The organism is Microbispora rosea (assembly GCF_900156315.1).
Lineage (GTDB): Bacteria > Actinomycetota > Actinomycetes > Streptosporangiales > Streptosporangiaceae > Microbispora > Microbispora rosea.
Map to the genome: position 1 here is coordinate 332,892 of NZ_FTNI01000002.1, position 21,749 is coordinate 354,640.

Here is a 21,749-nt window from a genome sequence, read left to right on the forward strand (position 1 = left end):
GTCGCCTCTGGGGTTGAACGAAGATCCTGTGAGTTCTGTGGGATTTGTTGTCAGACCGGCGGAAACGGAACCGGCCGGGGCCCTTCGCCCTCGTGGACGATCTCGGAGCCCCGGCCCGGCCGCGACGCGTGTCAGCTCGCGCAGATGTTGGTCTCGGACGTCACCGCGTTGTCCCCGACCTGCAGCGGGACGCGCACGCCCTTCCAGTCGGCGCCGATGACGAGCTGGATGATCGGCCCGCGCACCTTGCCCTTGGGCGCGTCCGGCGGGGGCGAGGACGGCGTGAAGGGCGTGACCGGGCCGCTCGCCGCCTTGCCGGTCTCCGGGCTGACGGGGTTGAGCAGCTTGCCGACCAGGATCTTCGAGTAGTTCCAGCCCTGACCGGTGTAGCGGACCATGGTCTTCGGCTGGTCGGTGCCGTCGGGCTTCTTCGCGTCGCCGACGCCGACGACGTTGAAGCCGAGCCCGGCGAGCTCCTCGGCGACCTCCTTGGCCCGCCCAGGGGTGTTGGTGCCGTTGAACACCTGCACCTTGACCTGCTGCGGCTTGGTGACCACCGGGCCCGAGGGCGAGGCGGCCGCGCTCGGAGCGGCGCTGGCGGTGGGGGTCACCTCGGTGTCGTTCGCGATGGCCTTGAAGAGGTTGCCCGCGGCCGGCTGCTTCCACTGGACGCGGTTCTTGTCGGCGACGTACGGCTCCCACGGCACGGTGGTGGCCTTGAAGCCCTTCGCGGAGAGCTTCTGCGCGCTCTGGGCGACCTTGAGGAGCTCCTCGGTGTTGAGCGCGTCGTCCATGGTGACGGACTTCGCCGCGGCGGCGATGAAGTTCTGCAGCTTGCCGACGTCGGTGAGCAGGGCGCTGCTGGTCGCCTTCTTCACGACCTGGGAGATGAAGACCTGCTGGCGCTTGATGCGGGAGATGTCGCTGCCGTCGCCGAGGCCGTAGCGCAGCCGCACGTAGCCGAGCGCGGCCTCGCCCTTCACGATCTGCTTGCCGGCCGGCAGCGTGAGCTTCGACTTCTTGTCGTTGACGGCCTGCGGCAGGCAGATCTCGATGCCGCCGAGCGCGTTCACGATGTTCTTGAAGCCGGTGAAGTCCACCTTCACGTAGTGCTGGACGCTGATACCGGTGAGGGTCTCGATGGTCCGGCGCGTGCAGATCATCCCGCCGTCGGAGAACGCGGAGTTGATCATCCCGAGATGCGCGGGGACGAGCGTCTTGTTCCTGTTGTAGCAGGCGGGGATCATCACCATGGAGTCGCGGGGGAAGCTCAGCAGCGTCGCCCCGTCGCGGTTGGGCGACACGTGGAGCAGCATGATCGTGTCGGTGCGCTCACCATCGTTGACCAGGTGCTGGCCGTACTTCTTGTTGTCCCCCGCCCGGGTGTCGGAACCCACGAGCAGAACGTTGATCGCACCGGTCTCGTTGACGGGACGGTTCTTGTCGAGGTCGTCGGTGGACGCGCCTCTGTTGATCAGGCCGATGGTGCTCCGATAGACCTTGTAGGCCGTCAGCGTGCCGATGACCAGCACACACGTGAGCACCACGCTGATCCAGCCGCCGATCCCCAGGCCGGACCGGCCCCCGCCGCCCCCGCCGCGCCGGCGGGACGGCCTGTCGTCCGGAGGGAGCTCGCCGCCGCCTCCAGAGGCGCGGCCCGGGGCGGTGGGGGCCGCGCCGTAGCCGCTGTCCTCGTCGCCGCCGCGCCTGCGGCCGCGCCGCCGCGGTGCCTCCTCCTCCTCCTCATAGAGAGGATCGGGCTCGTACAGGGGCTCGGACGGCTCGGCGCGCCGCCCGCCTCGCCGGCGTCCCCCGTCGTACGCCTCGGGCGGGTAGCCGTTCTCGGGTGGCCGCTGCCGGCCTCGTCTCGCCGGCATCTCCGCGTAGCCCGCGGGGGCGGTGGCCACCGGCATGTCGGCGTACCCCGCGGGCGCGGAGGCTCCTCTGCGGCCTCGGGGAGCCTCGAAGGCGCCGTCGTACGCGCCGTCTTCGGGGGAACCCCAGACTCTCTGGTCGGACGGAGCCGGCGGACGGCCGGAACGCGCGCCGATGCGCCTGTGCTCACTCACCGCAGGCCTGCCCGGCAGGCGGCCGTACGGCATGGTGGGGCGGCCGGACGAGTGGGCGAGGGGCCGGCAGGATTACTGGTTCGCTCGCACACTTGTCCTCCTTGCCTGGCGATCACACGTGGCGCTCCGAGGGTAGGTCACTGGAGCGTCTGCGGGCGCCGCGATTGGGAGGATCCGGGCCGCGATCACGCCGTGCCACGTCCCCCTGATCCAGGGGCAGAGCATACTAAACACCGACATTCTGGGTATGGGATTGAGTTTCCCTTTACCGGGATTTGATGTTTCGGATGTTGTTTGGTCAGTTCAGCCGGTCATGTCCGGCCGTGACGCCCGGACGGACAGGGCGGCGGCCAGACAGGCGAGCGGCACCGCGGGCAGGGCGTAGCGGTAGTCGAACTGGGCCGTGGCGGGCGGGACGAGCAGCAGAGCCCAGGCGGTCACATAGGCAACGCCCCAGTTCGAGTCGGCCCAGTTCGAGTGGGTCCCGTTCGAGCGGAGCCGGTGCGCGGGCGGCCGTCGCGTGCGTGCCGCGCCCGGCCGCCACCGGGCCCGCACGGCCCAGGCGGCCGGGGGGACCAGGAGGATCACCAGCAGCGCGGTCCCCGGCAGCCGTGCGACGTCCTGATAGGCCCGCATCACGCCGGCGAACGGCTCGGTGATGCGGACCGTGACGGGCCCGCGCTCGTAACGCTGCGAGAACTCCTTGCCGACGAGTGCGGGGTGCCGCCCGGGCGGCGGCGGCACGGTCTCCGGGAACTCGTAGTACCCGTACGTCTCGGGATCCGGGTAGACGGGCCGGTCAAGCGTGAACGACCTGCCGAGCTCGGTCAGCATGCCGCGGAGGTAGTCGAGCGGCTGGCTGCGGATCGCGAGCGAGGCGAACCTCCCGGCCAGGGTGTCGGTCTCCTTGGTGAACGTGATGCCGGGCAACCGGACGAGCGGGGATTCGGCGTTCCAGATGTACTCCTGGGACGCGGGCCGGGACGCCGGAGGCCGGGAGTCGCACAACACGGCGAGGTCGGGCGGCGGCTTCATCACCGAACAGTCGGCGAACGCCATCGTGCGGGCGTAGAGGAAGACGCCGTTCGAGCCGACCAGCCCGACGCGCTGGTAGGTCGCGTAGAACCACCCCGCGTAGCCCGCGACCGGCAGGAGCGCGGCCACCAGGAAGGGCACGGTGAGCCTGGCCACCGCCCTGCCCGGGCGGGCGTCCGCGCTCGCGCCGCGCACGCCGTACGCGAGCAGGAGGAGCGCGAAGACGGCGATCAGCGGCAGCCCGACGGTCCTGGTCAGCGTGGCGGCGGCCAGCACGAGGCCGAGCGCGGCGGCCGAGCGCGGCGTCAGCGGGCGGCGCATGGCCAGGCACACCGCTCCCACGACCAGGAACGTGAACAGCGTGTCGGAGACGAGCAGGTGCTCCAGCTCGATCTGGTACGCGTCGAGCAGCACCGGCACGCAGGCCAGGGCGCCCGCCCACGGAGGGCCGCCGCGCCGCAGGACGGTCACGTAGAGCATCACGCCGACGAGCAGCCCCAGCACGTGCTGCACGGTCACGACCAGGGCGAAACTGTGGAAGGCCTCCAGGAGCCTCAGGAACATCGAGTAGCCCGCCGGGCGGACGAGGTCGGGCCTCGGCCGCATGGCCGTCACGACATAGGTGTAGGAGTCGGGGAACCACAGCGCGGGCCGGTAGCCGAGCGTGGTCACCACCCGCAGGAGCGTCCCCAGTCCGAAGACCACGAGGAACCACCGATGCCTGCGCGCCCACCCGCGGAGCTCCGCACGCGCCCAGGCCACCGGGTGCAGCGGATCGCGGGGCGCCAGACGCTCGCGCACCCGGCTCCCGAGCCGCCGGCCCGCGAGCCGTTCCCGCGCGGACGTCATGGGCGGCCTCGACGAGGGCTCACCGGACCGGGCGGGTCCGTCCCGCTCGGGCCCATCCTGCTCGGGCCAGGGCGCCGAGCCCCGGCTGTCCGACACCCTCATATGCCCCCCCGCCTGCCTCCCGGCGTACGCTACCGGCTCCGTACGACCCCCGTGTGAGCCCCGTACGCGCCTGTGGACAACCGCGACGCGCGCAGCGGACGATCTTCCTGGTGAAGGCGTGACGCGGGAGCGGGCCGCTAGTCTCGGGTGCATTCCAGTGAACAGATCCGGCCGCTCACGTGGCCGCACAGGGCTGCCGTCAGAGCAGGAGGCGGCGGGCAGGACGCTCGCGGCCGCCTCCGTCGTGCCCGCGCTCGCGCTGAGCGGGTGGCTGCTCGCCGGGCTGCCACTCCTGCTGCTCGGGTGGTTCCGGCCGCTGCCCATGGCGCTGCTCGGCGGCGCCGCGGCCCTCCTGCTCTGCGCGTACGGCCTGCGCCGTCTGCCCGGGACCGCCACGCCGCACCGGTGGGCCACGGCCGCCACATTCGCCGTGGCGCTCGGATCGGGAGTGTTCAACGGGCTCCTGCACGGCGAGCAGCTGATCGTCCGGCGTGATCCGTCGACCTACGCGCAGTACGCCGTCTGGCTCGCCCGGCACGGGTCGCTGCCGATCCCGGTGGGGGACTTCGGCGGTCCCGATCCCGCGCTCCGCTTCGACAGCATGGGCGTCTACATGACCGGCGGCGGGATCGTCCCCCAGTTCATGGCCGGGCCGCCGATGACCTACGCGATCGGCCACTGGCTGGGCGGCGTGCCCGGCCTGCTGCTCGTGCCGCCCGTGCTGGGCGCGCTCGCGGTGCTCACCGTCGCCGGGACCGCCGCGCGGCTCGTGGGCACGCGCTGGGCGCCCCTCGCCGCGCTCCTGTTCGCGATCAGCCTGCCGATCCTCTACACGTCGCGGACGACGTTCAGCGAGATCCCCTCGCTGATCCTGCTGTTCGGCGCGATGAACCTGCTGCTCGACGCCCGGGCCCGGCTCGAGGCGGCACTGCCCGGGGCTGGTTTCCCGTCCGCCGCGCTCGCGGGGCTGTCGTTCGGGCTGGCGCTGCTGGTGCGCATCGACGGCCTGCGTGACGTGCTGCCCGTGCTCGCCTTCGCCGGGGTGCTCATCGCGTCGCGGCGGATTCCCCGCGCGAGGCCCTTCCCCGAGGGACGGCTGGGCGTGCCCCTGCTGGCCGGGCTGGCCGTGGGCGCCCTGTGGGGGTTCACCGACGGCTACGTCCTCGCCCGGCCATACCTGGAGTATCTGTCGGGCTCGCTCATGCCGCTGCTCGCGATCTGCGCCGTCGTCGTGGCGCTCACGGTCGCCGGCACGGCTCTCGCGCCCTGGATCGCCGTACGCGTGCGCCGGATCCGCGCGGGAGCGGGGTGGCTGCCGAACGCCGCCGCGGCCCTGGTCGTGCTGGTCATGGCGGGCTTCGCCGTACGGCCCTGGGCGCAGACCGTGCGTCGTGACGCGGTCACGCCCGAGGACAGGCTCACGGCCGACTTCATCGAGAAGACGCAGGTCGCCAACGGCCTGATGCCCGACAAGTCCCGGCTGTACTACGAGCACTCCCTCGACTGGGTCTTCTGGTACGTCGGGATCCCCGCCGTCGTGCTGGCGACCCTGGCGGCGGCCGTGCTCGCCCGGCGCCTGACCAGGGGCGGCCCGATGCGGGGAGGGGGGTTCGGCTGGCTGCTGCCGCTGGCCGTGATCGGCTGGACGACGGTGACGACGCTCTGGCGTCCCGCGATCACCCCCGACCACCCCTTCGCCTCGCGCAGGCTGGTGCCGATCGTCATCCCGGGCCTGGTGCTGCTCGCCGTCTGGGGGCTGCGGTGGCTTTCGCGGCGGTTCTCGCGTACGCGCTGGTTCGCCGCCCGTCCGGCACGCTCGCGGGCCGCCGTCGCGGCGGGGGCGCTGCTGCTGGCGGTCCCGCCCGCGATCACGTCCATCGGCACCGCGTTCACGCCGGTCAACCGGGGGGAGGCCGCGGCGGTGGCGGGCCTGTGCCGGGCGATCCCGGCGAACGCCTCGGTGCTCATCGCCGAGCGCGTCACCGGCGACCGGCTGACCCAGGTCCTGCGCGGCCAGTGCGGGCTGCCGACGGCCCGGGTGGTCTATCCCCAGCGATCCGACGTGCCGCTCCGGGCCGACGTGCTGCGCCTGACCGAGGCCGTGCGCCGCACCGGGCGCGTGCCCGTGCTGCTCGCCGCCGAGCCCGAGCAGCTCATGGCGTACGGCCCGGCGACCCGGGTGATGAGCCTGCACACCCGGCAGGACGAACGCTCGCTGGTGGATCCGCCCAACGGCACCTGGTCGCTCACCATCGACGTCTGGATGACCGTACCCACCTGACAGGCAGGACGGCGTCCGTGAAGTGAGACCGGGATTTGGCGGGGCAGAGTACCCTAGCCGGACGTGACCTCGCCCGAGACCTCTGGAAGCGCCGTGACTCCCGCAGAAACCCCGTACGTCACGATTGTTCTGCCGTGTTACAACGAGCAGGACCACGTCATCGACGAGGTCGAGCGCATCTGCGCGGCCATGGACGCCAGCGGGTACAGCTACGAACTGCTGGCCGTGGACGACTGCTCCACCGACGAGACGCTGGCGCGCCTGCAGGAGGCCGCGCCGCGCTTCCCGCACATGCGGATCAGGGCGTTCCACCGCAACGGCGGCTCGGGCACCGTACGCAGGATCGGCAGCCAGGAGGCCCGCGGCGAGATCGTCGTGTGGACCGACGCCGACATGAGCTACCCGAACGAGCGCATCCCCGAGCTGGTGCAGATCCTGGAGAAGGACCAGACGATCGACCAGGTCGTGGGCGCGCGCACCACGGAGGAGGGCTCGCACAAGGTCCTGCGGGTGCCCGCGAAGTGGTTCATCCGCAAGGTGGCCGAGCGGCTGGCCGGGCAGAAGATCCCCGACCTCAACTCGGGCCTGCGGGCCTTCCGCAAGTCGGTCGCCAAGCCGTACCTGCGCCTGCTGCCCCCCGGCTTCTCCTGCGTCACGACGATCACGCTGGCGTTCATGTCGAACCAGCACGACGTCTACTACCTGCCGATCGAGTATTCGAAGCGGGCCGGGAAGTCGAAGTTCAACTTCGTCTCCGACGCCTACCGCTACATCCTGCAGGTGCTGCGGATGGTCATGTACTTCAACCCGCTCAAGGTGCTCATGCCGCCCGCGCTCTGGCTGGTCGGCATCGGTTTCGTCAAGGGCCTGTACGACGTGATCCGCTACGGCTTCTACCTCACCAGCAACGCCATCGTGATCTTCATATCCGGCATGCTGATCGGGGCGGTGGCCCTGCTGGCCGACCTGATCGTGCGATCTCGGGGTGATGTGTGAGGATCGCGATCGTCGGCCCGACATATCCGTACAAGGGCGGCGGGGCGCAGCACACGACCGAGCTGGCCCACCGGCTGCGGGCCCGGGGCCACGACGTGGTCATCGAGTCGTGGCGGGCGCAGTATCCCTCGTTCCTGTATCCCGGGCAGCAGACGATCGACAGCCCGGAGGGCGAGCCCTACCCGGGCACCCGCCGCGACCTCGACTGGCGGCGGCCGGACGGCTGGGTGGCCTGCGGGCGGCGGCTGCGCGGCGCCGACCTCGTCGTGCTCACCGTGCTCAGCCCGGTGCAGGTGCCCGCGTATCTCGGCATCCTGTCCGGCCTGCGCCGCCGCACGCCGGTGGTCGCATCGCGCCGAGAGGCGCGGGTGGTGGCACTGTGCCACAACGTGCTGCCGCACGAGAGCAAGCCGTACGACAGGCCGCTGATGAAGGCGCTGCTGCGTCGCGTGGACGGCGTGCTCGTCCACTCCGAGCAGCAGGCGGACCTCGCCCGCGCGCTCACCGGCGCGCCGGTGCGGGTGGCCGCCCTCGCCCCGCACCTGCCCGCGCGCGGCGCCCGGGAGGCGGCCGGGCACACGGCGCACGGCAGGCTGCTGTTCTTCGGCATCGTCCGGCCCTACAAGGGTCTCGACCTGTTGCTCGAGGCGCTCACGCAGGCGCCCGGCGTACGGCTGACGGTCGCGGGGGAGTTCTGGGGAGGTCTGGAGGACACCCGCGCCCTGATCGCCCGGCTCGGCCTGGCGGATCGGGTGGAGATCCGGCCGGGATACGTGGCGGCCGAGGAGGTGCCCGGGCTGTTCGCCGAGGCCGACGCGCTGGTGCTGCCCTACCGGTCGGCGACCGCGAGCCAGAACGTGTGGCTCGGTCACGAGCACGGCGTGCCGGTGATCGCCACCCGGGTCGGGGCGCTGCCCGACAACGTACGCGACGACGTGGACGGCCTCCTGGTGGAGCCGGGTTCGGTCGGCGCGCTGGCGGAGGCGATCAAGCGGTTCTACGAGCCGGGGACGCCCGAGCGGCTGCGGGCGGGCGTCGCCCCCGTCGATCCCGAGCCGCACTGGGCGGTCTACCTCGACACGTTGCTGGCCGCGCCCCAGGGTGAGGCCTGAAGCTACCGATCGGTAGGTCCGCCACGCGGGTTATCCACAGGGTGGGCTGATCGGGAGACGGGGGCGGCGCGGGCACGGGTACTGTTGGGCAGCGTGAAGACGAGGGTGAGCGGAGGACGAGGGTGAGCGCGGAACGCGCGGCCCAGCTCGAATACTCCGAGTTCCAGGCCGCGATGCTCGACGAGGACAAGCGCAGGCGCAAGGCCGCCAAGATCATCGCCGTGCTCGCGCACTTCCTGGGCAGGGACGCGGCCAAGCCCGGCGAGGTGCTGTCGGGGTTGACGGTCGGCGACGTCGGGTGCTCGGCCGGGTTCATCGCCGACGAGCTCGCCGCCGCGGGCGCGCGCCACACGCTCGGGCTCGACATCGACGTCCCCGGCCTGCGCAAGGCCTCCGACCGCTTCGGCGGCCGGGTCGGGTTCGTCTGCTCGGACGGCTCGCGCCTGCCGTTCCCGGACGGCTCGATCGACGTGCTGGTCTTCAACCACATCTACGAGCACGTGGTGGACCCCGACGCCGTGATCGCCGACATGCACCGGGTGCTGTCCGACGACGGCGTGCTCTACCTCGGCCTGGGCAACCGGCTCGGGATCATGGAGCCGCACTACAAGCTGCCCTTCCTGTCCTACCTGCCGCCCGCCGCGGCCGACCGGTACGTGCGGGCGTTCGGCCGCGCCGACCACTACTACGAGCGCTTCCGCACCCGGCCCGGGCTCCGGCGCATGCTGGCGGACTTCCACGTGTGGGACTACACGTTCCCCGTGCTGGCCGCGCCCGAGCGGTTCGCCGGGGGCGAGCTGTTCCCCGGCGCGGCCGGCCGTGCCGCCAAGGCCACGCTGGAGCGGACTCCGCGCCCGGCCCTGCGGGCGCTGCTGCCGGTCGTCCCCACGTATCTGTGGGTCGCGACCAAGACGCCCCGCCGCCCCCTTGGTGCGCCGCTCCCGCAGTCGCCCGAGCCGGTCCGCACGTCCCGATGACTCGCCGCAAGGCCGTACGCGCGCTGTTCCTGCTCGTGGCGCTGGGGTTCGGCGTCTGGGCGGTGGCGAGCCAGTGGACCGCCGTGGCGGACGGGTTCGCCCGGCTGTCGTGGGTGGAGCTCGCCGGCTCGCTCGTGGCGGTGCTCGGCGCGCTGCTGTCGGGGATGCTCATGTGGCGGGCGCTGCTGACCGACCTGGGCTCCCCGCTGGCGTTCACCGACGCCTCCAAGATCTTCTTCGTGGGCCAGCTCGGCAAGTACATCCCGGGGTCGGTGTGGCCGATGCTCGCGCAGATGGAGATGGGCCGCGACCACGGCATCCCCCGGCCGCGCAGCGCGGCCGCCTTCTTCCTGACCTATCCGATCTACCTCGGCACCGGACTGCTGGTCGCCGGCGTCACGCTGCCGGTGCTCGCCGGGCAGTCGGTCATGAGATACGCCTGGCTGCTGCTGCTCGTGCCCGTGGTCGCCGCCGCCCTGCATCCGAAGGTGGTCAACGGCGTCATCGCGTTCGGGCTGCGCAAACTGCGCCGCCCGCCGCTCGAACGGCCGCTCACCCGGCGCGGCGTGCTCGTCGCGTGCGGCTGGGCCCTGGCGGGCTGGGCGGCCTACGGCGTGCACCTGGCGCTCGTCGTGCACGGCCTCGGGGCGGACGGGCCCTCGGCCGTGATCCTGAGCTTCGGCGCGTTCGCGCTCGCCTGGTGCCTGGGGTTCGTGTTCGTGATCGCCCCGGCGGGCGCCGGCGTGCGGGAGGTCGCGATGGTGGCCGCGCTCGCCCCGGTGCTCGACCGGCCCGCCGCCATCGCCGCCGCGCTGTGCTCCCGGCTCATCGTGTCCGTCGGCGACCTGGTGTGCGCCGGCGTCGCCGGTCTTGCCTCCCGGCGCGTGGTCCGTACGCGCGAGGAGCCCGTAACCCGGGCCTGAATCCGTGGAATCGGCGCGGGTCGGCCATCAGTAGAGATGATCCCCACGTGATATCCCTCACGTTTCGGGGGACGCCGGAAATAGAGTGACAGGGAGGGAAGCGGGGGAAGGCGTCAGTTCGTGGCGTGGGCCCCTGGCCCTGCCGGAACACCGCCGGAACCAGCGGGACCGCGCGGGCGGGGAGCGATCCTCCCGGCTCGGGGCGGGCCCAGTGAGGGGAGCGATTCATTTGACACCCCGGGTGCTCGTCGACGCCGCCGCGGTCCCCGCCGATCGCGGCGCCCTGATCAGGTATGTCGATGGACTGGTCGCGGCCCTGCACGAGGCGGGCGCGGACATCGCGGTGGTCTGCCAGCGCGCGGACGCCGAGCGGTACTCCGCTCTGGCCCCCTCCGCGCGAATCCTCTCCGGACCGCCCGCGATCACGAACCGGAACAAGCGGCTGGCCTGGGAGCAGACCGGGCTGCCGGTCCTCGCCCGGCACGCCGGCGCCCAGGTGGTCCACGCCCCCTATTACTCGATCCCGCTGGGCTCGGGCCTGCCCACGGTGGTCACCGTCCACGACGTCACCTCGTTCACCGACCCCGACCAGCACGACCCTGTCAGGGCCTCGTTCTTCCGGTCGGCCACCCGCACCGCCGTACGCCACGCGAACCGGGTGATCGTGCCCTCGAAGGCCACCATGGACGAGCTGGTCCGGGTGCTGGACGCCGACCCCACCCGGATCGACGTCGCCTACCACGGGGTGGACCCCACGTTGTTCCACGCGCCGGCGCCCGAGGACGTGCGCCGGGTGGCCGGGCGCATCGGCCTGCACGGCCGGCCGTACGTCGCCTACCTGGGCGCCCTGGAGCCGCGCAAGAACGTGCCGAACCTGGTGACCGGGTTCGGCAGGGCGGTCGCCCATCTGTCCTCGCCGCCCGCGCTCGTGCTGGCGGGCGGCCCCGCCTGGGACGAGGAGGTCGACGCCGCCGTAGCCGGGCTGCCGCCCCGGGTGAAGGTCGTGCGCCCCGGCTTCCTGCCCTTCGCCGACCTGCCGGGCTTCCTCGGCGGGGCGCTCGTGGTCGCCTCTCCGTCGCGGTGCGAGGGGTTCGGGCTGCCCGTGCTGGAGGCGATGGCGTGCGGAGCGCCCGTGCTGACCACCCACCGCGCCTCGCTGCCCGAGGTGGGCGGCGACGCCGTGGCCTACACCGAACCCGACGCCGACAGCATCGCGCGTGCGCTGCGTGCCCTGCTCGAGTCGCCGGAGCGGCGCGAGTCGCTGGCACAGGCCGGGGTCACCCGCTCGCGCGAGTTCACCTGGCGGCACTCGGCCGAGGCCCATCTGCTCGCCTACCAACGCGCCGTCGAAGGCTAGCGAATCGGGGCGGCCCGTGAAAGTTTCGATCAGCGGCGGAGGGTGCGCACCTGTCAGGAAACGTCCGCGCAACGGTCGGCGTCGGCGAGCCATGCGGAGGGCCCGGCTAGGCTACCCTCGCGGCTGTGAGGGAGAGTTCTGTGCGGTCGCCGGACGGTCTTGAGGCGATCCTTCTCGTGGGCGGCCAGGGCACGCGTCTGCGCCCGCTGACGCTCAGCACGCCCAAGCCGCTGCTTCCGACGGCGGGGGTGCCCTTCCTCGCGCACCAGCTGGCGAAAGCGCGGGCGTACGGGGTGCGCCGGGTGGTCTTCGCGACCTCTTACCGGGCGTCCATGTTCGGCGAGGCGTTCGGAGACGGGTCCGGCTTCGGCCTGGAGATCGTCTACATGACCGAGGACACCCCGCTCGGCACCGGCGGCGCGATCCGCAACGCCGCGCGGGCGCTGACCTGCGCGCCCGGGGCGCCGGTGCTCGTGCTGAACGGCGACATCCTGTCGGGCCACGACATCGCGGCGCAGGTGGACCTGCACGTCTCACGGGGGGCCGCAGTGACCCTCCACCTCACGGAGGTGGACGACCCGTCGAGGTTCGGCTGCGTGCCGACCGACGACGACGGCAGGGTCAGCGCCTTCCTGGAGAAGACGCCCAATCCCGTGACGAACCGGATCAACGCCGGCTGCTACGTGTTCCAGCGCTCGGTCATCGACACGATCCCCGAGGGCCAGGTGGTGTCGGTGGAGCGGGAGACCTTCCCCGGGCTGATCGCGGCAGGCGAGCTGGTGCTCGGCTACGCCGACGCGTCGTACTGGCTGGACGTGGGCACGCCGGCGGCGTTCGTGCAGGGCTCGGCCGACCTGGTGCTGGGCAAGCTCGGCTCGCCCGCGCTGCCCGGTCCGGTGGGCGAGAGCCTCCTGCTGGACGGGGCCGTCGTGTCGCCCGAGGCCAAGGTCACCGGTGGCACGGTCGTCGGTGCCCGGGCCACGGTCGAGGCCGGCGCGAGCGTACGCGGCAGCGTGCTGTCCGAGGGCTGCCACGTCGCGTCCGGCGCGACCGTCGTGGACTCGGTCGTCGGCGTCGGCGCCCGGGTCGCCGCCGGCGCGGTGCTGCGCGCGGTCGTCGTCGGCGACGGCGCGCTCATCGGCCCCGGCAACGAGCTCACCTCCGGTATGCGGGTCTGGCCCGGGGTAAATCTGCCCGAGTGTGCGGTCCGCTTCTCCAGCGACGTCTGACATGACCTGTACGGCGTCCACCGGACGGGCAAGCGAGCGGCGCTGGCGGCCGTCCGCGCAGCTCGATCTCGCGTTGACGCTGTCGCCGCACCGGCGCGGGGGAGGCGACCCGGCCTGGCGGCGCACCCCTGACGGGGCGATCTGGCGCACCTCACGCACCCCGGAAGGGCCCGGCACCCTGCGCGTGACGGCGAGCCCCGGCGAGGTCCACGCGCAGGCGTGGGGGCCGGGGGCCGGCTGGCTGCTGGAGACGCTTCCGTCGCTGCTCGGCGCCGAGGATGACGTGGGGGGCTTCGCCGCGATGCTCGCGCGGCTCACCCGCTCGGGCGATCCGGGGCAGGCCCGGGCCGCCGCGTTCGTCGCGGGCCTCGCCACCCGTGCGGCCGGGCTGCGGGTCGGGCGCTCCCTGCGGGTCTTCGAGGCGCTCGCGCCCGCCGTGCTCGAACAGAAGGTGGTCGGCAGGGAGGCGTGGCGGGCCTGGCGGTTCCTCCTGCGCCGGTACGGCGAGCCGGCTCCGGGCCCGGCTCCCGAGGGCATGTACGTGATCCCGCCCCCGGAGGTGTGGCGGGCGATCCCGTCGTGGGACTGGCATCGGGCGGGCGCGGAGGCCGTACGGGCGCGGACGATCGTCAACGCGGCCCGGCACGCCGAGAAATTGGAGAGCACCACCACGTCGGCATCGTCGGAGGAGGCGGACCGCCTGCTGCGGGCGCTGCCGGGCATCGGCGTGTGGACCTCCGCCGAGGTGCGCCAGCGCGCCCACGGCGACCCGGACGCCCCGAGCGTGGGCGACTTCCACCTGCCGGCGATTGTCGGCTACGCGTTGACCGGGCAGAAGGCCGACGACGACGGCATGCTCGACCTGCTCGAGCCGTTCCGGGGGCACCGCCACCGCGTGGTGAGGCTGATCGAGCTCAGCGGCGTCAGGCCGCCGGCCCGTGGCCCGCGCATGGCCCCGCGCGACTACCGGGCCTTCTGACGACGTCCGTTCAGGTCCTGGTTGATCCCGCAGTGGTCGACCCCGTCCCGGCACCTGCCGCTGAGGGTGCTGGTGAAGACGCTGACGCTCGTCACCTGCTGGAGGCCGGCGAAGGCGAGGCTGGCGTTGCCGGCGGGGGCGTTCACGTTGCGCCTGCCCCTGGACACCTGCCGGGGTGCGCTGGCGATCGTGGGCGTGTTGGCCGTGTTGCGGCCGTCTGTGACCTGCTTGGCGTGGCCCTTGCCCGATCCGCCGGCGTGCCCGGCCTGCGCCGCGAACGCGGCACCCGTGAGCGGCGCCGACAACCCGATCACGAGCGTCGCGACGGCCAGCGACCGGACCTCCGAGGGCAGACAAAACACACTATTCACCCTTATAGCGGCCATCAGTTCCCACCCGTTCATCGATCTCGCCCCAGCGCTCATACCCTCCGGCCGCAAACTCCCCGGCGGGCGCACGCCATGACTTCTCCCGTACCTGCGGCCGGGGGCTGAGTGCGCCGGACGGACCCACGCCTCATAGGGTGCGGCGTATGACGGCGAAGCGACCCCCGAACGTCAGCTCCGACAGCGGCACCCGCCGGGCACTCGCGCGGGCCAGGGACGGCAAGACCCTCGACCTCGCGGAGGCGGCGATCCTGCTGCGCGCCCGCGGCGACGACCTGGACGCCCTGCTCGCGCACGCCTCGCGGGTCAGGGACGCGGGGCTGGAGGCCGCCGGCCGGCCCGGCGTCATCACCTACAGCCGCAAGGTGTTCATCCCGCTGACCCGGCTGTGCCGGGACAGGTGCGGCTACTGCACGTTCGCCACCGCGCCGCACAAGCTGCCCGCCGCCTTCCTGTCCCCGGACGAGGTGCTGGAGATCGCCCGCCAGGGTGCGGCGATGGGCTGCAAGGAGGCGCTGTTCACGCTCGGCGACCGGCCGGAGGACCGGTGGCACCAGGCGCGCGAGTGGCTCGACGCCCACGGGTACGACGACACGCTGTCGTACGTCCGGGCGATGGCGATCCGGGTGCTGGAGGAGACGGGGCTGCTGCCTCACCTCAACCCCGGCGTGCTGACCTGGAAGGACCTGCAGCGGCTCAAGCCGGTCGCGCCCTCGATGGGCATGATGCTGGAGACCACCTCACGGCGGCTGTTCACCGAGAAGGGCGAGGCCCACTACGGCTCTCCCGACAAGGACCCCGACGTACGGCTGCGCGTGCTGGAGGACGCCGGCCGCTCCAGCGTGCCGTTCACGACGGGCCTGCTGATCGGCATCGGCGAGACGATCGAGGAGCGGGCCGACTCGATCTTCGCGATCCGCCGGGTGGCCAGGGAGTACGGCGGCATCCAGGAGGTCATCGTCCAGAACTTCCGCGCCAAGCCCGACACGGCCATGCGCGGGATGCCCGACGCCGACCTGCACGAGCTGGCCGCGACGATCGCGGTGACGCGGCTCGTGCTCGGCCCGAAGGTCCGCGTGCAGGCGCCGCCCAACCTGATCGGCGAGGAGTACGCGCTGATGCTGCGGGCGGGCATCGACGACTGGGGCGGGGTGTCGCCGCTCACGCCCGACCACGTCAACCCCGAACGCCCCTGGCCGCAGATCGACGACCTGGCGGCGCGGACCGCCGGCGCCGGGTTCGCGCTGCGCGAGCGCCTCACGATCTATCCCGAGTACGTGCTCGCGGGGGAGCCGTGGCTCGACCCCCGTCTCACCGAGCACGTGGCGGCGCTGGCCGACCCCGCCACCGGGCTCGCCCGGGAGGACGCCGTGCTCCAGGGCCGTCCCTGGCAGGAGCCAGACGGCGGCCTCGGCGGGCTCGTCACCGGCGGACGGGCCGACCTGCACACCGCCGTCGACGCCGAGGGCCGGACGGGCGACCGCCGTGCCGACTTCGACAGCGTGTACGGCGACTGGGACGCGCTGCGCGAGCGCCTGCCCAGCGGTGGACGAGACGGGGCCGTCCGGGCGGACGTCCGGGAGGCGCTGCGGCAGGCCGAGGCGGACCCGGCGCGGCTGACCGACGAGCAGGCGCTGACGCTGCTCGACCTGGCCGGGGACCAGACGGGTGCGGGCGCCGACGACGCCGGCCTGGACGAGCTGTGCCGGATCGCCGACGGGCTGCGCCGTGAGGCCGTGGGCGACGACGTCACCTACGTAGTCAACCGGAACATCAACTTCACCAACGTCTGCTACACCGGCTGCCGGTTCTGCGCGTTCGCCCAGCGGCGCACCGACGCCGACGCCTACACCCTGTCGCTGAGCGAGGTCGCCGACCGGGCCCAGGAGGCGTGGGAGGCCGGGGCGACCGAGGTGTGCATGCAGGGCGGCATCCACCCCGACCTGCCCGGCACGGCCTACTTCGACATCGCCCGCGCGGTGAAGGAACGCTGTCCCGAGATCCACGTGCACGCGTTCTCGCCGATGGAGGTCGTCAACGGCGCGAGCCGTACGAACCTGTCGATCGAGGAGTGGCTGCACGCCGCGCGGGAGGCGGGGGTCGACTCGCTGCCCGGCACGGCCGCCGAGATCCTCGACGACGACGTGCGGTGGGTGCTGACCAAGGGCAAGCTGCCCGCCCGGGAGTGGATCGAGGTCATCTCCACCGCCCACCGGGTCGGGATCCCGACGACATCGACGATGATGTACGGCCATGTGGACACCCACGAGCACTGGGTGCGCCACATCCGGCTGATCCGAACGATCCAGGAGGAGACGGGCGGGTTCAGCGAGTTCGTGCTGCTGCCGTTCGTGCACCACAGCGCCCCGATCTATCTGGCGGGCATCGCCAGGCCGGGGCCGACCGCGCGGGAGAACCGGGCCGTCCACGCGCTGGCGCGGGTCATGCTGCACGGCGCGATCCGCAACATCCAGTGCTCCTGGGTGAAGCTGCGCGACGACCTGTGCCGGGACGTGCTCGCCGGCGGCGTGAACGACCTCGGCGGCACGCTCATGGAGGAGACGATCAGCCGGATGGCCGGCTCGGAGAACGGCTCCTACAAGACGATCAGCGAGATCGCGGCCATGGTCGCGCCGACCGGCCGTCCGCTGCGCCAGCGCACCACCGCGTACGGCCGGCCGAGCGAGGAGCGGGCCGAGGCGGCCCGGCGCAGCGACGGGGTGTGCCAGTCGGTCCGCCGGCCGCTGCTCACGGTCTCACCCGTCTCCCGGCCGCCGGTCACCTCGTGACGTAGAAGTCGGCCGGGTCGCGCGGCGGCCGGTCCTTGGGGGGCGCGGCGGGATGCCCGATGGCCACCGCGCCCATGGGGTCCCAGTTCTGCGGCAGGTCGAGCACCTTGCGCACCACGTCGCGGCAGAACATCGTGGACGACACCCAGGCCGAGCCCAGCCCCTGCACGGCGAGCTGCACCAGGAAGTTCTGCACCCCGGCGCCGGTGGCCACCACGAACATCTCCCGCTCGGCGGCGTTCCTGCACTCGTCCCTGTAGGTGTGCGAGCCGTCCATCACCAGGCACGGCACCGCCAGGTAGGGCGCGTTCCGCAGCACGTCGCCGCGCCGGATCCGCCGGGCGATCGACTCCTCGGAGAAGCCGTCGGAGCGCAGGTCCTCGATCCAGGCGTCCCGCATGGCGTCGAGGAGTTCCGTACGCGCCTGCGGGGTCTCCAGCAGCACGAACCGCCACGGGGTGGTGTGGTGCGGGGCGGGCGCGGCGACGGCGGCGGCCACGGCCCGCCGTACGGCGGCGGTGTCGACCTCGGCGGGGGAGAACTCCCGGATCGTGCGGCGGGCGAAGACGACGTCGGCCGAGCCGAACCGGAACATGTCCTCGTCGGCGGGGCGGACCAGGACCCGCCCGCCCGGGCCTTCCTCGTCGGTCACCAGGCCGCCCAGCCCACGCACGACGGCCACCGGAACGCCGGACAGCTTGCCCTTCGCCAGGTCACCCGCCGCCGCGATCTCGTCGGCCAGCGCCGTCACGGTGGCGTTGAGCGGGTTGCCGTAGCCGTCGGTGCCGCCGCGCAGGTCCTCAAGGGGCCGCACGCCTGCCGCGCCGATGGCGACGTCGGTCAGGCCGTGCCGCCAGGGCCGGCCGAAGGTGTCGGAGACGATCACCCCGACCCGCACGCCGAGCCGCTCGCGCAGCCCCCGCCGGATCCGGTCCGCGGAGGCGTCCGGGTCCTCGGGCAGCAGCAGCACGGTGCCGGGGGAGGTGTTGGAGGCGTCCACGCCGGCCGCGGCCATCACGAAGCCGTGCCGCGTCTGCGCGATGACCGTGTCCCCGCGCCGCGCGACCACACGCTCGGTCTCCTCCTCGATCGCGGCCGTACGGCTCTCGCCGTGGCGGACGCGGCCCTCGGCCTTGCTCACGATCTTGGAGGTCACGACCAGGATGTCGCCGTCCTGGAGGCCGGGCGCGGCCTGCGCCACGAGCAGGGAGATGTCGTCGCCGGGCCGCACCTCGGGCAGGCCGGGCACGCCGCTTACAGTGATCTGGAGCATGTGTTCCTCTGACATCTCGGTTCAGGACCCGATCGACCGGGCCAGGGCGAGGGCCGCGGCGGCGATGTCCCTCGTGGCCTCGGGGTCGCTCATCAGGAGCGGCCGCGCCTCCACCACCACGCCGTCGAGCGCCACGCCCTTGTCCTCCTCGGCCACGAGCCAGCCGTCGAGCAGCGCAGAGCCGTACAGTTCCAGGACGGCCTGGGCGCTCGTCTCCACGCCGATCGCGGTCAGGCAGGCGTCGGCCATGCCGCGCACCGGCGCGCCGCCGATGATGGGGGAGACGCCGACGACCGTCTTGTCCTCCAGGGCCGCCCGGATGCCCGGGATCTGGAGGATCGTGCCGATGCTGACGACCGGGTTCGACGGCGGGAGGACGACGACATCCGCCGCCGCGATGGCGTCGAGCACGCCGGGCGCGGGACGGGCCTCGTCCGCGCCGACGAGCACGATCTGCTCGGCCGGCACGGAGGCGCGCAGCCGCACCCACCACTCCTGGAAGTGGATCGCCCTTCTGCCGTCCTCGTCGGAGACGACCACGTGGGTCTCGGTGCGGTCGTCCGACATCGGCAGCAGCCGCACTCCGGGCCGCCACCGGTCGCACAGGGCCTCGGTCACCTGCGAGAGCGGATAACCGGCCGCCAGCATCTGGCTGCGGATGATGTGGGTGGCGAAGTCCCGGTCGCCGAGGCCGAACCACTGCGGCTCCATGCCGTAGGCGGCGAGCTCCTCCTTCACGGTGAACGTTTCAGCTGCCCGCCCCCAGCCTTGTTCCTCGTTGATGCCGCCGCCCAGCGTGTACATGACCGTGTCGAGGTCCGGGCACACGCGCAGGCCGAAGAGAGTGATGTCGTCGCCGGTGTTGCCGATCACGGTGATCTCGGAATCGGGGGCCGCCGCCTTGAGACCTCGGAGGAACCGGGCGCCGCCGATTCCTCCGGCGAGGGACACGATGCGCATGCCGCCAGTCTTCCATCGGCCGCCCGCGGGATCGCCGACACCCACCCCAGGAACGGGATGAACAGCGATATGTAGGGTGTGTTCGGCTTGTGAGGTTGCTGGGTCTGACGACGCTTTAGTCAGTCATGTGCAAAACTTCCCCGAGTGCCGTTTGGACCGATGGGGGTAGTCGTGCTCAAGGTCGATACCGGCCGGCTCCGCGAGCCGGCCGCGTGGACGATGCTCGCGGTGGTGATCACCAGCGTCCTCGTCAGCATCGCGCGCATGCTGATCGGATCCTCGCTGAGCAGCACGTTCGGCATCCGCGCGGCGGCGAGCCTGTACTCCCTCGTGTCCCCGGTCTCGACCGCGCTCGCGTTCGGCGCCGTGCTGCTCGTCGCCAAGGCCGGCGCGCCCACCCCCCGGGCCCGTCTGGTGGCGCTCGGCGCGGCCGGGTCGCTCGGTCTCGGCATCGTCTTCGGCGTGATCGCCGTGCTGGGCGTGCTCGTGGGCGACCTGGCCACGTTCCGCGACCGGTTCGAATACCTGATCACCGGACTGCCGATGGTCGCGCTCGCCGTCTTCGGCGCGCTGTTCGCGCTGAGCACGGCGTCGGCGCTCCAGCCCGCCAGGGAACCGGCGGGCGGCTACTTCGGCAGGAGCGAGGACGCCTACCCGCCCCAGCCGTACGCTCCGGTGCCGCTGCAGGGCCCGCAGGTTCCGCAGGGCCCGCAGGGTCCCGGCCCGATGCCCGCCCAGCAGATGCCCCAGAACGTGCCCCAGAACGTGCCCCAGACTCCGCCGCAGAACGCCCCCCACCAGGGCCAGCCGCAGGGGCCCGCGTACGGGCAGAACGCGCCGGCGCCGGTCCACCCCCAGCTGCCGCCCGCCGAGCACCGGTACGCCGAGCACCAGCAGTACCCGCAGGAGCAGTACAGCCAGGAGCAGTACGCCCAGGAGTACGAGCCGCAGCCCTCCTACAGTCCCGCCCCGACTGCCCCGCAGTCCCCGCAGTCCCCGCAGCCGCCCCAGCCGCCCCAGCCCGCGCAGCCGCAGCAGTTCGGGCAGCCCGCCGCTCCGGCTCCCGTTCACGGACAGGCGCAGCAGCAGCCCCGGCCGTCGCTGCACGACGTCCAGACCGGTGCGCACTACTCCGACTACGGCGCGTACGGCGCGCAGCCCGAGGCGCCCGCGGCGCCCCAGCGGCCCGACTACTCCCCGCCGCCGCAGGGCCCGGTCTTCGACCAGTACGGCTACGCGGGCCAGCAGTCGGACTCCGCCGGTTACGGGCAGTTTCCGAGCGCTCCCCCCAGCGCTCCCACCAGTGCGCCCAACGTCCCCAGTGCCCCCGGCGCCTCGGGCGGTTACGGCCAGCCCTCCTCCTACAACCCGAGCCCGGCTCCCGAGGCCAGGCCGTACGAGCAGGAGCAGCCGTACGGACAGGGCTCGCCGTTCTCCGGCTACTCGGGCCAGGCGTTCGCCCGCCAGGCCGCCGAGCACGCGGCCGGCGGTCCGGCCTTCGACGCTCCCCCCGCGTACGAGGGCCCGGCCGACCCGAGGGAGCAGCAGCTCGCGCAGGCCTACCAGCAGGCGCAGAGCTACCAGAAGGGCGCCCTGCCCGACCACCCCACCGGTCCGCAGGACATGCCGGAGTACTACGACAACCCGCTCGGCCACCCCCAGTCCGAGCCCGCGCCGTTCCAGCCCCCGATGCCCGGCCCCGCCGACCAGACGGTCCGCTTCGACGCCTCCGGCTACCAGGGAGACCCGCTCAGCGACCCCCTGCACAGGGAGGAACCGCTCGATCCGACGGCCATCTACACCCCCGATCGGTCGCAGGCAAAGTATGAGGAAGGTTCCGCCCCCGATCAGGCAGGCCTCGGAACCGACCCCAACCTCCCTTGGTATGGTTCCGAACGCTGATAGGACCGTAGATCGGGGCGTACGAACCGGGGCGAGCAGGTCTTTCCCCGGGTATCGTTATGCCGCTTGACGCCACACGCGCCACGCGCGTGTAATTACAGACATGTTGTTACGCCTTCCCGAGGGTGGGTATAGGGCAGGCGTTTTTATGGGGGGCTCCATGTGGGCGGGCGAGCGACAGGGAGGTGTGCAATGACCGATCTGGTCATGGCACAGGCGCTCGATGGCGATGGTGAAGATCTTGGGTGGCAGGAGCGCGCTTTGTGCGCGCAGACTGATCCTGAGGCGTTCTTTCCTGAAAAGGGCGGTTCCACCAGGGAAGCAAAGAAGGTGTGCCGTTCGTGTGAGGTGCGCGCCGAATGCCTTGAATACGCGCTTCAGCATGATGAGCGTTTCGGCATCTGGGGCGGCCTGTCTGAGCGGGAAAGGCGCAAGATCAAGCGCCAGGCTGTCTAGGTAGCGTCCCTGACACCGACGTGGGCGGGGCTGTGCGTTCGGCGCGCGGCCCCGCACTCATGTCTGCACTCATC

General features: G+C 72.4%; 16 protein-coding genes. 11 read left to right on the forward strand and 5 right to left on the reverse strand.

Annotated elements, in window-relative coordinates; genetic code table 11:
• Positions 1-131: 131 nt before the first annotated feature.
• Together BXA11_RS04220 and BXA11_RS04225 are read right to left on the reverse strand one after the other, a co-directional pair.
• Positions 132-2,069, reverse strand: coding sequence for an LCP family protein (locus BXA11_RS04220; protein WP_239104732.1), 1,938 nt, complete (start codon positions 2,067-2,069; stop codon positions 132-134).
• 303 nt (positions 2,070-2,372) lie between these two features.
• Positions 2,373-3,953: a hypothetical protein gene (locus tag BXA11_RS04225; protein WP_083743939.1), complete on the reverse strand. Its 1,581-nt coding sequence runs from the start codon at positions 3,951-3,953 to the stop codon at positions 2,373-2,375.
• 259 nt (positions 3,954-4,212) lie between these two features.
• Here BXA11_RS04225 and BXA11_RS04230 point away from each other — a divergent pair, with 259 nt between their 5' ends.
• The 8 genes from BXA11_RS04230 to BXA11_RS04265 all read left to right on the forward strand — a co-directional run bounded on the left by BXA11_RS04230 (position 4,213) and on the right by BXA11_RS04265 (position 13,909).
• The gene (locus tag BXA11_RS04230) at positions 4,213-6,336 is read left to right on the forward strand and encodes a hypothetical protein (protein WP_239104730.1); all 2,124 of its coding nucleotides are present in this window, start codon (positions 4,213-4,215) and stop codon (positions 6,334-6,336) included.
• Positions 6,337-6,399: 63 nt separating this feature from the next.
• The gene (locus tag BXA11_RS04235) at positions 6,400-7,332 is read left to right on the forward strand and encodes a glycosyltransferase family 2 protein (protein WP_051761954.1); all 933 of its coding nucleotides are present in this window, start codon (positions 6,400-6,402) and stop codon (positions 7,330-7,332) included.
• Positions 7,329-8,444: a glycosyltransferase family 4 protein gene (locus BXA11_RS04240; protein ID WP_076432846.1), complete on the forward strand. Its 1,116-nt coding sequence runs from the start codon at positions 7,329-7,331 to the stop codon at positions 8,442-8,444. Before BXA11_RS04235 ends, BXA11_RS04240 begins: the two co-directional genes overlap by 4 nt.
• A gap of 122 nt (positions 8,445-8,566) precedes the next feature.
• Positions 8,567-9,421: a class I SAM-dependent methyltransferase gene (locus tag BXA11_RS04245; protein ID WP_204053445.1), complete on the forward strand. Its 855-nt coding sequence runs from the start codon at positions 8,567-8,569 to the stop codon at positions 9,419-9,421.
• Positions 9,418-10,344, forward strand: a complete 927-nt coding sequence (locus BXA11_RS04250; protein ID WP_030509379.1) for a lysylphosphatidylglycerol synthase transmembrane domain-containing protein — start codon at positions 9,418-9,420, stop codon at positions 10,342-10,344. The genes BXA11_RS04245 and BXA11_RS04250 overlap by 4 nt, the downstream gene beginning before the upstream one ends.
• 229 nt (positions 10,345-10,573) lie before the next feature.
• Entirely contained in the window at positions 10,574-11,701 is a 1,128-nt protein-coding gene (locus BXA11_RS04255) for a glycosyltransferase family 4 protein (RefSeq protein ID WP_030509378.1), read from the forward strand.
• 125 nt (positions 11,702-11,826) lie between these two features.
• Positions 11,827-12,930 (forward strand): mannose-1-phosphate guanylyltransferase, encoded by a 1,104-nt coding sequence (gene manB, locus BXA11_RS04260; protein ID WP_083743940.1) that lies wholly within the window; start codon positions 11,827-11,829, stop codon positions 12,928-12,930.
• Between the two features lies 1 nt (position 12,931).
• Positions 12,932-13,909, forward strand: coding sequence for a DNA-3-methyladenine glycosylase family protein (locus tag BXA11_RS04265; RefSeq protein ID WP_076432850.1), 978 nt, complete (start codon positions 12,932-12,934; stop codon positions 13,907-13,909).
• On the opposite strand, the gene BXA11_RS04270 is transcribed toward BXA11_RS04265, so the two are convergent.
• Positions 13,894-14,271 carry a hypothetical protein gene (locus BXA11_RS04270; protein WP_076432852.1) on the reverse strand — a complete coding sequence of 126 codons (378 nt, stop codon included), beginning with the start codon at positions 14,269-14,271 and terminating at the stop codon, positions 13,894-13,896. The two genes, BXA11_RS04265 and BXA11_RS04270, sit on opposite strands and share 16 nt — an antisense overlap.
• 170 nt (positions 14,272-14,441) lie before the next feature.
• Here BXA11_RS04270 and BXA11_RS04275 point away from each other — a divergent pair, with 170 nt between their 5' ends.
• Positions 14,442-17,084: a bifunctional FO biosynthesis protein CofGH gene (locus BXA11_RS04275; RefSeq protein WP_076432853.1), complete on the forward strand. Its 2,643-nt coding sequence runs from the start codon at positions 14,442-14,444 to the stop codon at positions 17,082-17,084.
• On the opposite strand, the gene BXA11_RS04280 is transcribed toward BXA11_RS04275, so the two are convergent.
• On the reverse strand, positions 17,074-18,357 hold the full coding sequence (locus BXA11_RS04280; RefSeq protein ID WP_076432855.1) for a coenzyme F420-0:L-glutamate ligase: 1,284 nt from the start codon (positions 18,355-18,357) through the stop codon (positions 17,074-17,076). The genes BXA11_RS04275 and BXA11_RS04280 overlap by 11 nt on opposite strands.
• Before the next feature lie 21 nt (positions 18,358-18,378).
• A complete protein-coding gene (gene cofD, locus BXA11_RS04285; RefSeq protein WP_076432857.1) occupies positions 18,379-19,317 on the reverse strand; it encodes a 2-phospho-L-lactate transferase in 939 nt (312 codons plus the stop codon).
• 171 nt (positions 19,318-19,488) lie between these two features.
• On the opposite strand from cofD, the gene BXA11_RS45250 reads away from it, so the two are divergent.
• Together BXA11_RS45250 and BXA11_RS04295 are read left to right on the forward strand one after the other, a co-directional pair.
• On the forward strand, positions 19,489-21,219 hold the full coding sequence (locus tag BXA11_RS45250) for a hypothetical protein (RefSeq protein WP_076432859.1): 1,731 nt from the start codon (positions 19,489-19,491) through the stop codon (positions 21,217-21,219).
• A 192-nt stretch (positions 21,220-21,411) separates the two neighbouring features.
• Positions 21,412-21,675, forward strand: a complete 264-nt coding sequence (locus BXA11_RS04295) for a WhiB family transcriptional regulator (RefSeq protein ID WP_030509369.1) — start codon at positions 21,412-21,414, stop codon at positions 21,673-21,675.
• Positions 21,676-21,749: the final 74 nt, after the last annotated feature.

Excerpts from the sequence above, each read along its gene's own strand:
- BXA11_RS04225 (WP_083743939.1), bottom strand. The coding sequence starts at position 3,953 with ATGACGTCCGCGCGGGAACGGCTCGCGGGCCGGCGGCTCGGGAGCCGG.
- BXA11_RS04250 (WP_030509379.1), top strand. The coding sequence starts at position 9,418 with ATGACTCGCCGCAAGGCCGTACGCGCGCTGTTCCTGCTCGTGGCGCTG.
- BXA11_RS04265 (WP_076432850.1), top strand. The coding sequence starts at position 12,932 with ATGACCTGTACGGCGTCCACCGGACGGGCAAGCGAGCGGCGCTGGCGG.
- BXA11_RS04275 (WP_076432853.1), top strand. The coding sequence starts at position 14,442 with ATGACGGCGAAGCGACCCCCGAACGTCAGCTCCGACAGCGGCACCCGC.
- BXA11_RS04280 (WP_076432855.1), bottom strand. The coding sequence starts at position 18,357 with ATGCTCCAGATCACTGTAAGCGGCGTGCCCGGCCTGCCCGAGGTGCGG.
- cofD (WP_076432857.1), bottom strand. The coding sequence starts at position 19,317 with ATGCGCATCGTGTCCCTCGCCGGAGGAATCGGCGGCGCCCGGTTCCTC.
- BXA11_RS04295 (WP_030509369.1), top strand. The coding sequence starts at position 21,412 with ATGACCGATCTGGTCATGGCACAGGCGCTCGATGGCGATGGTGAAGAT.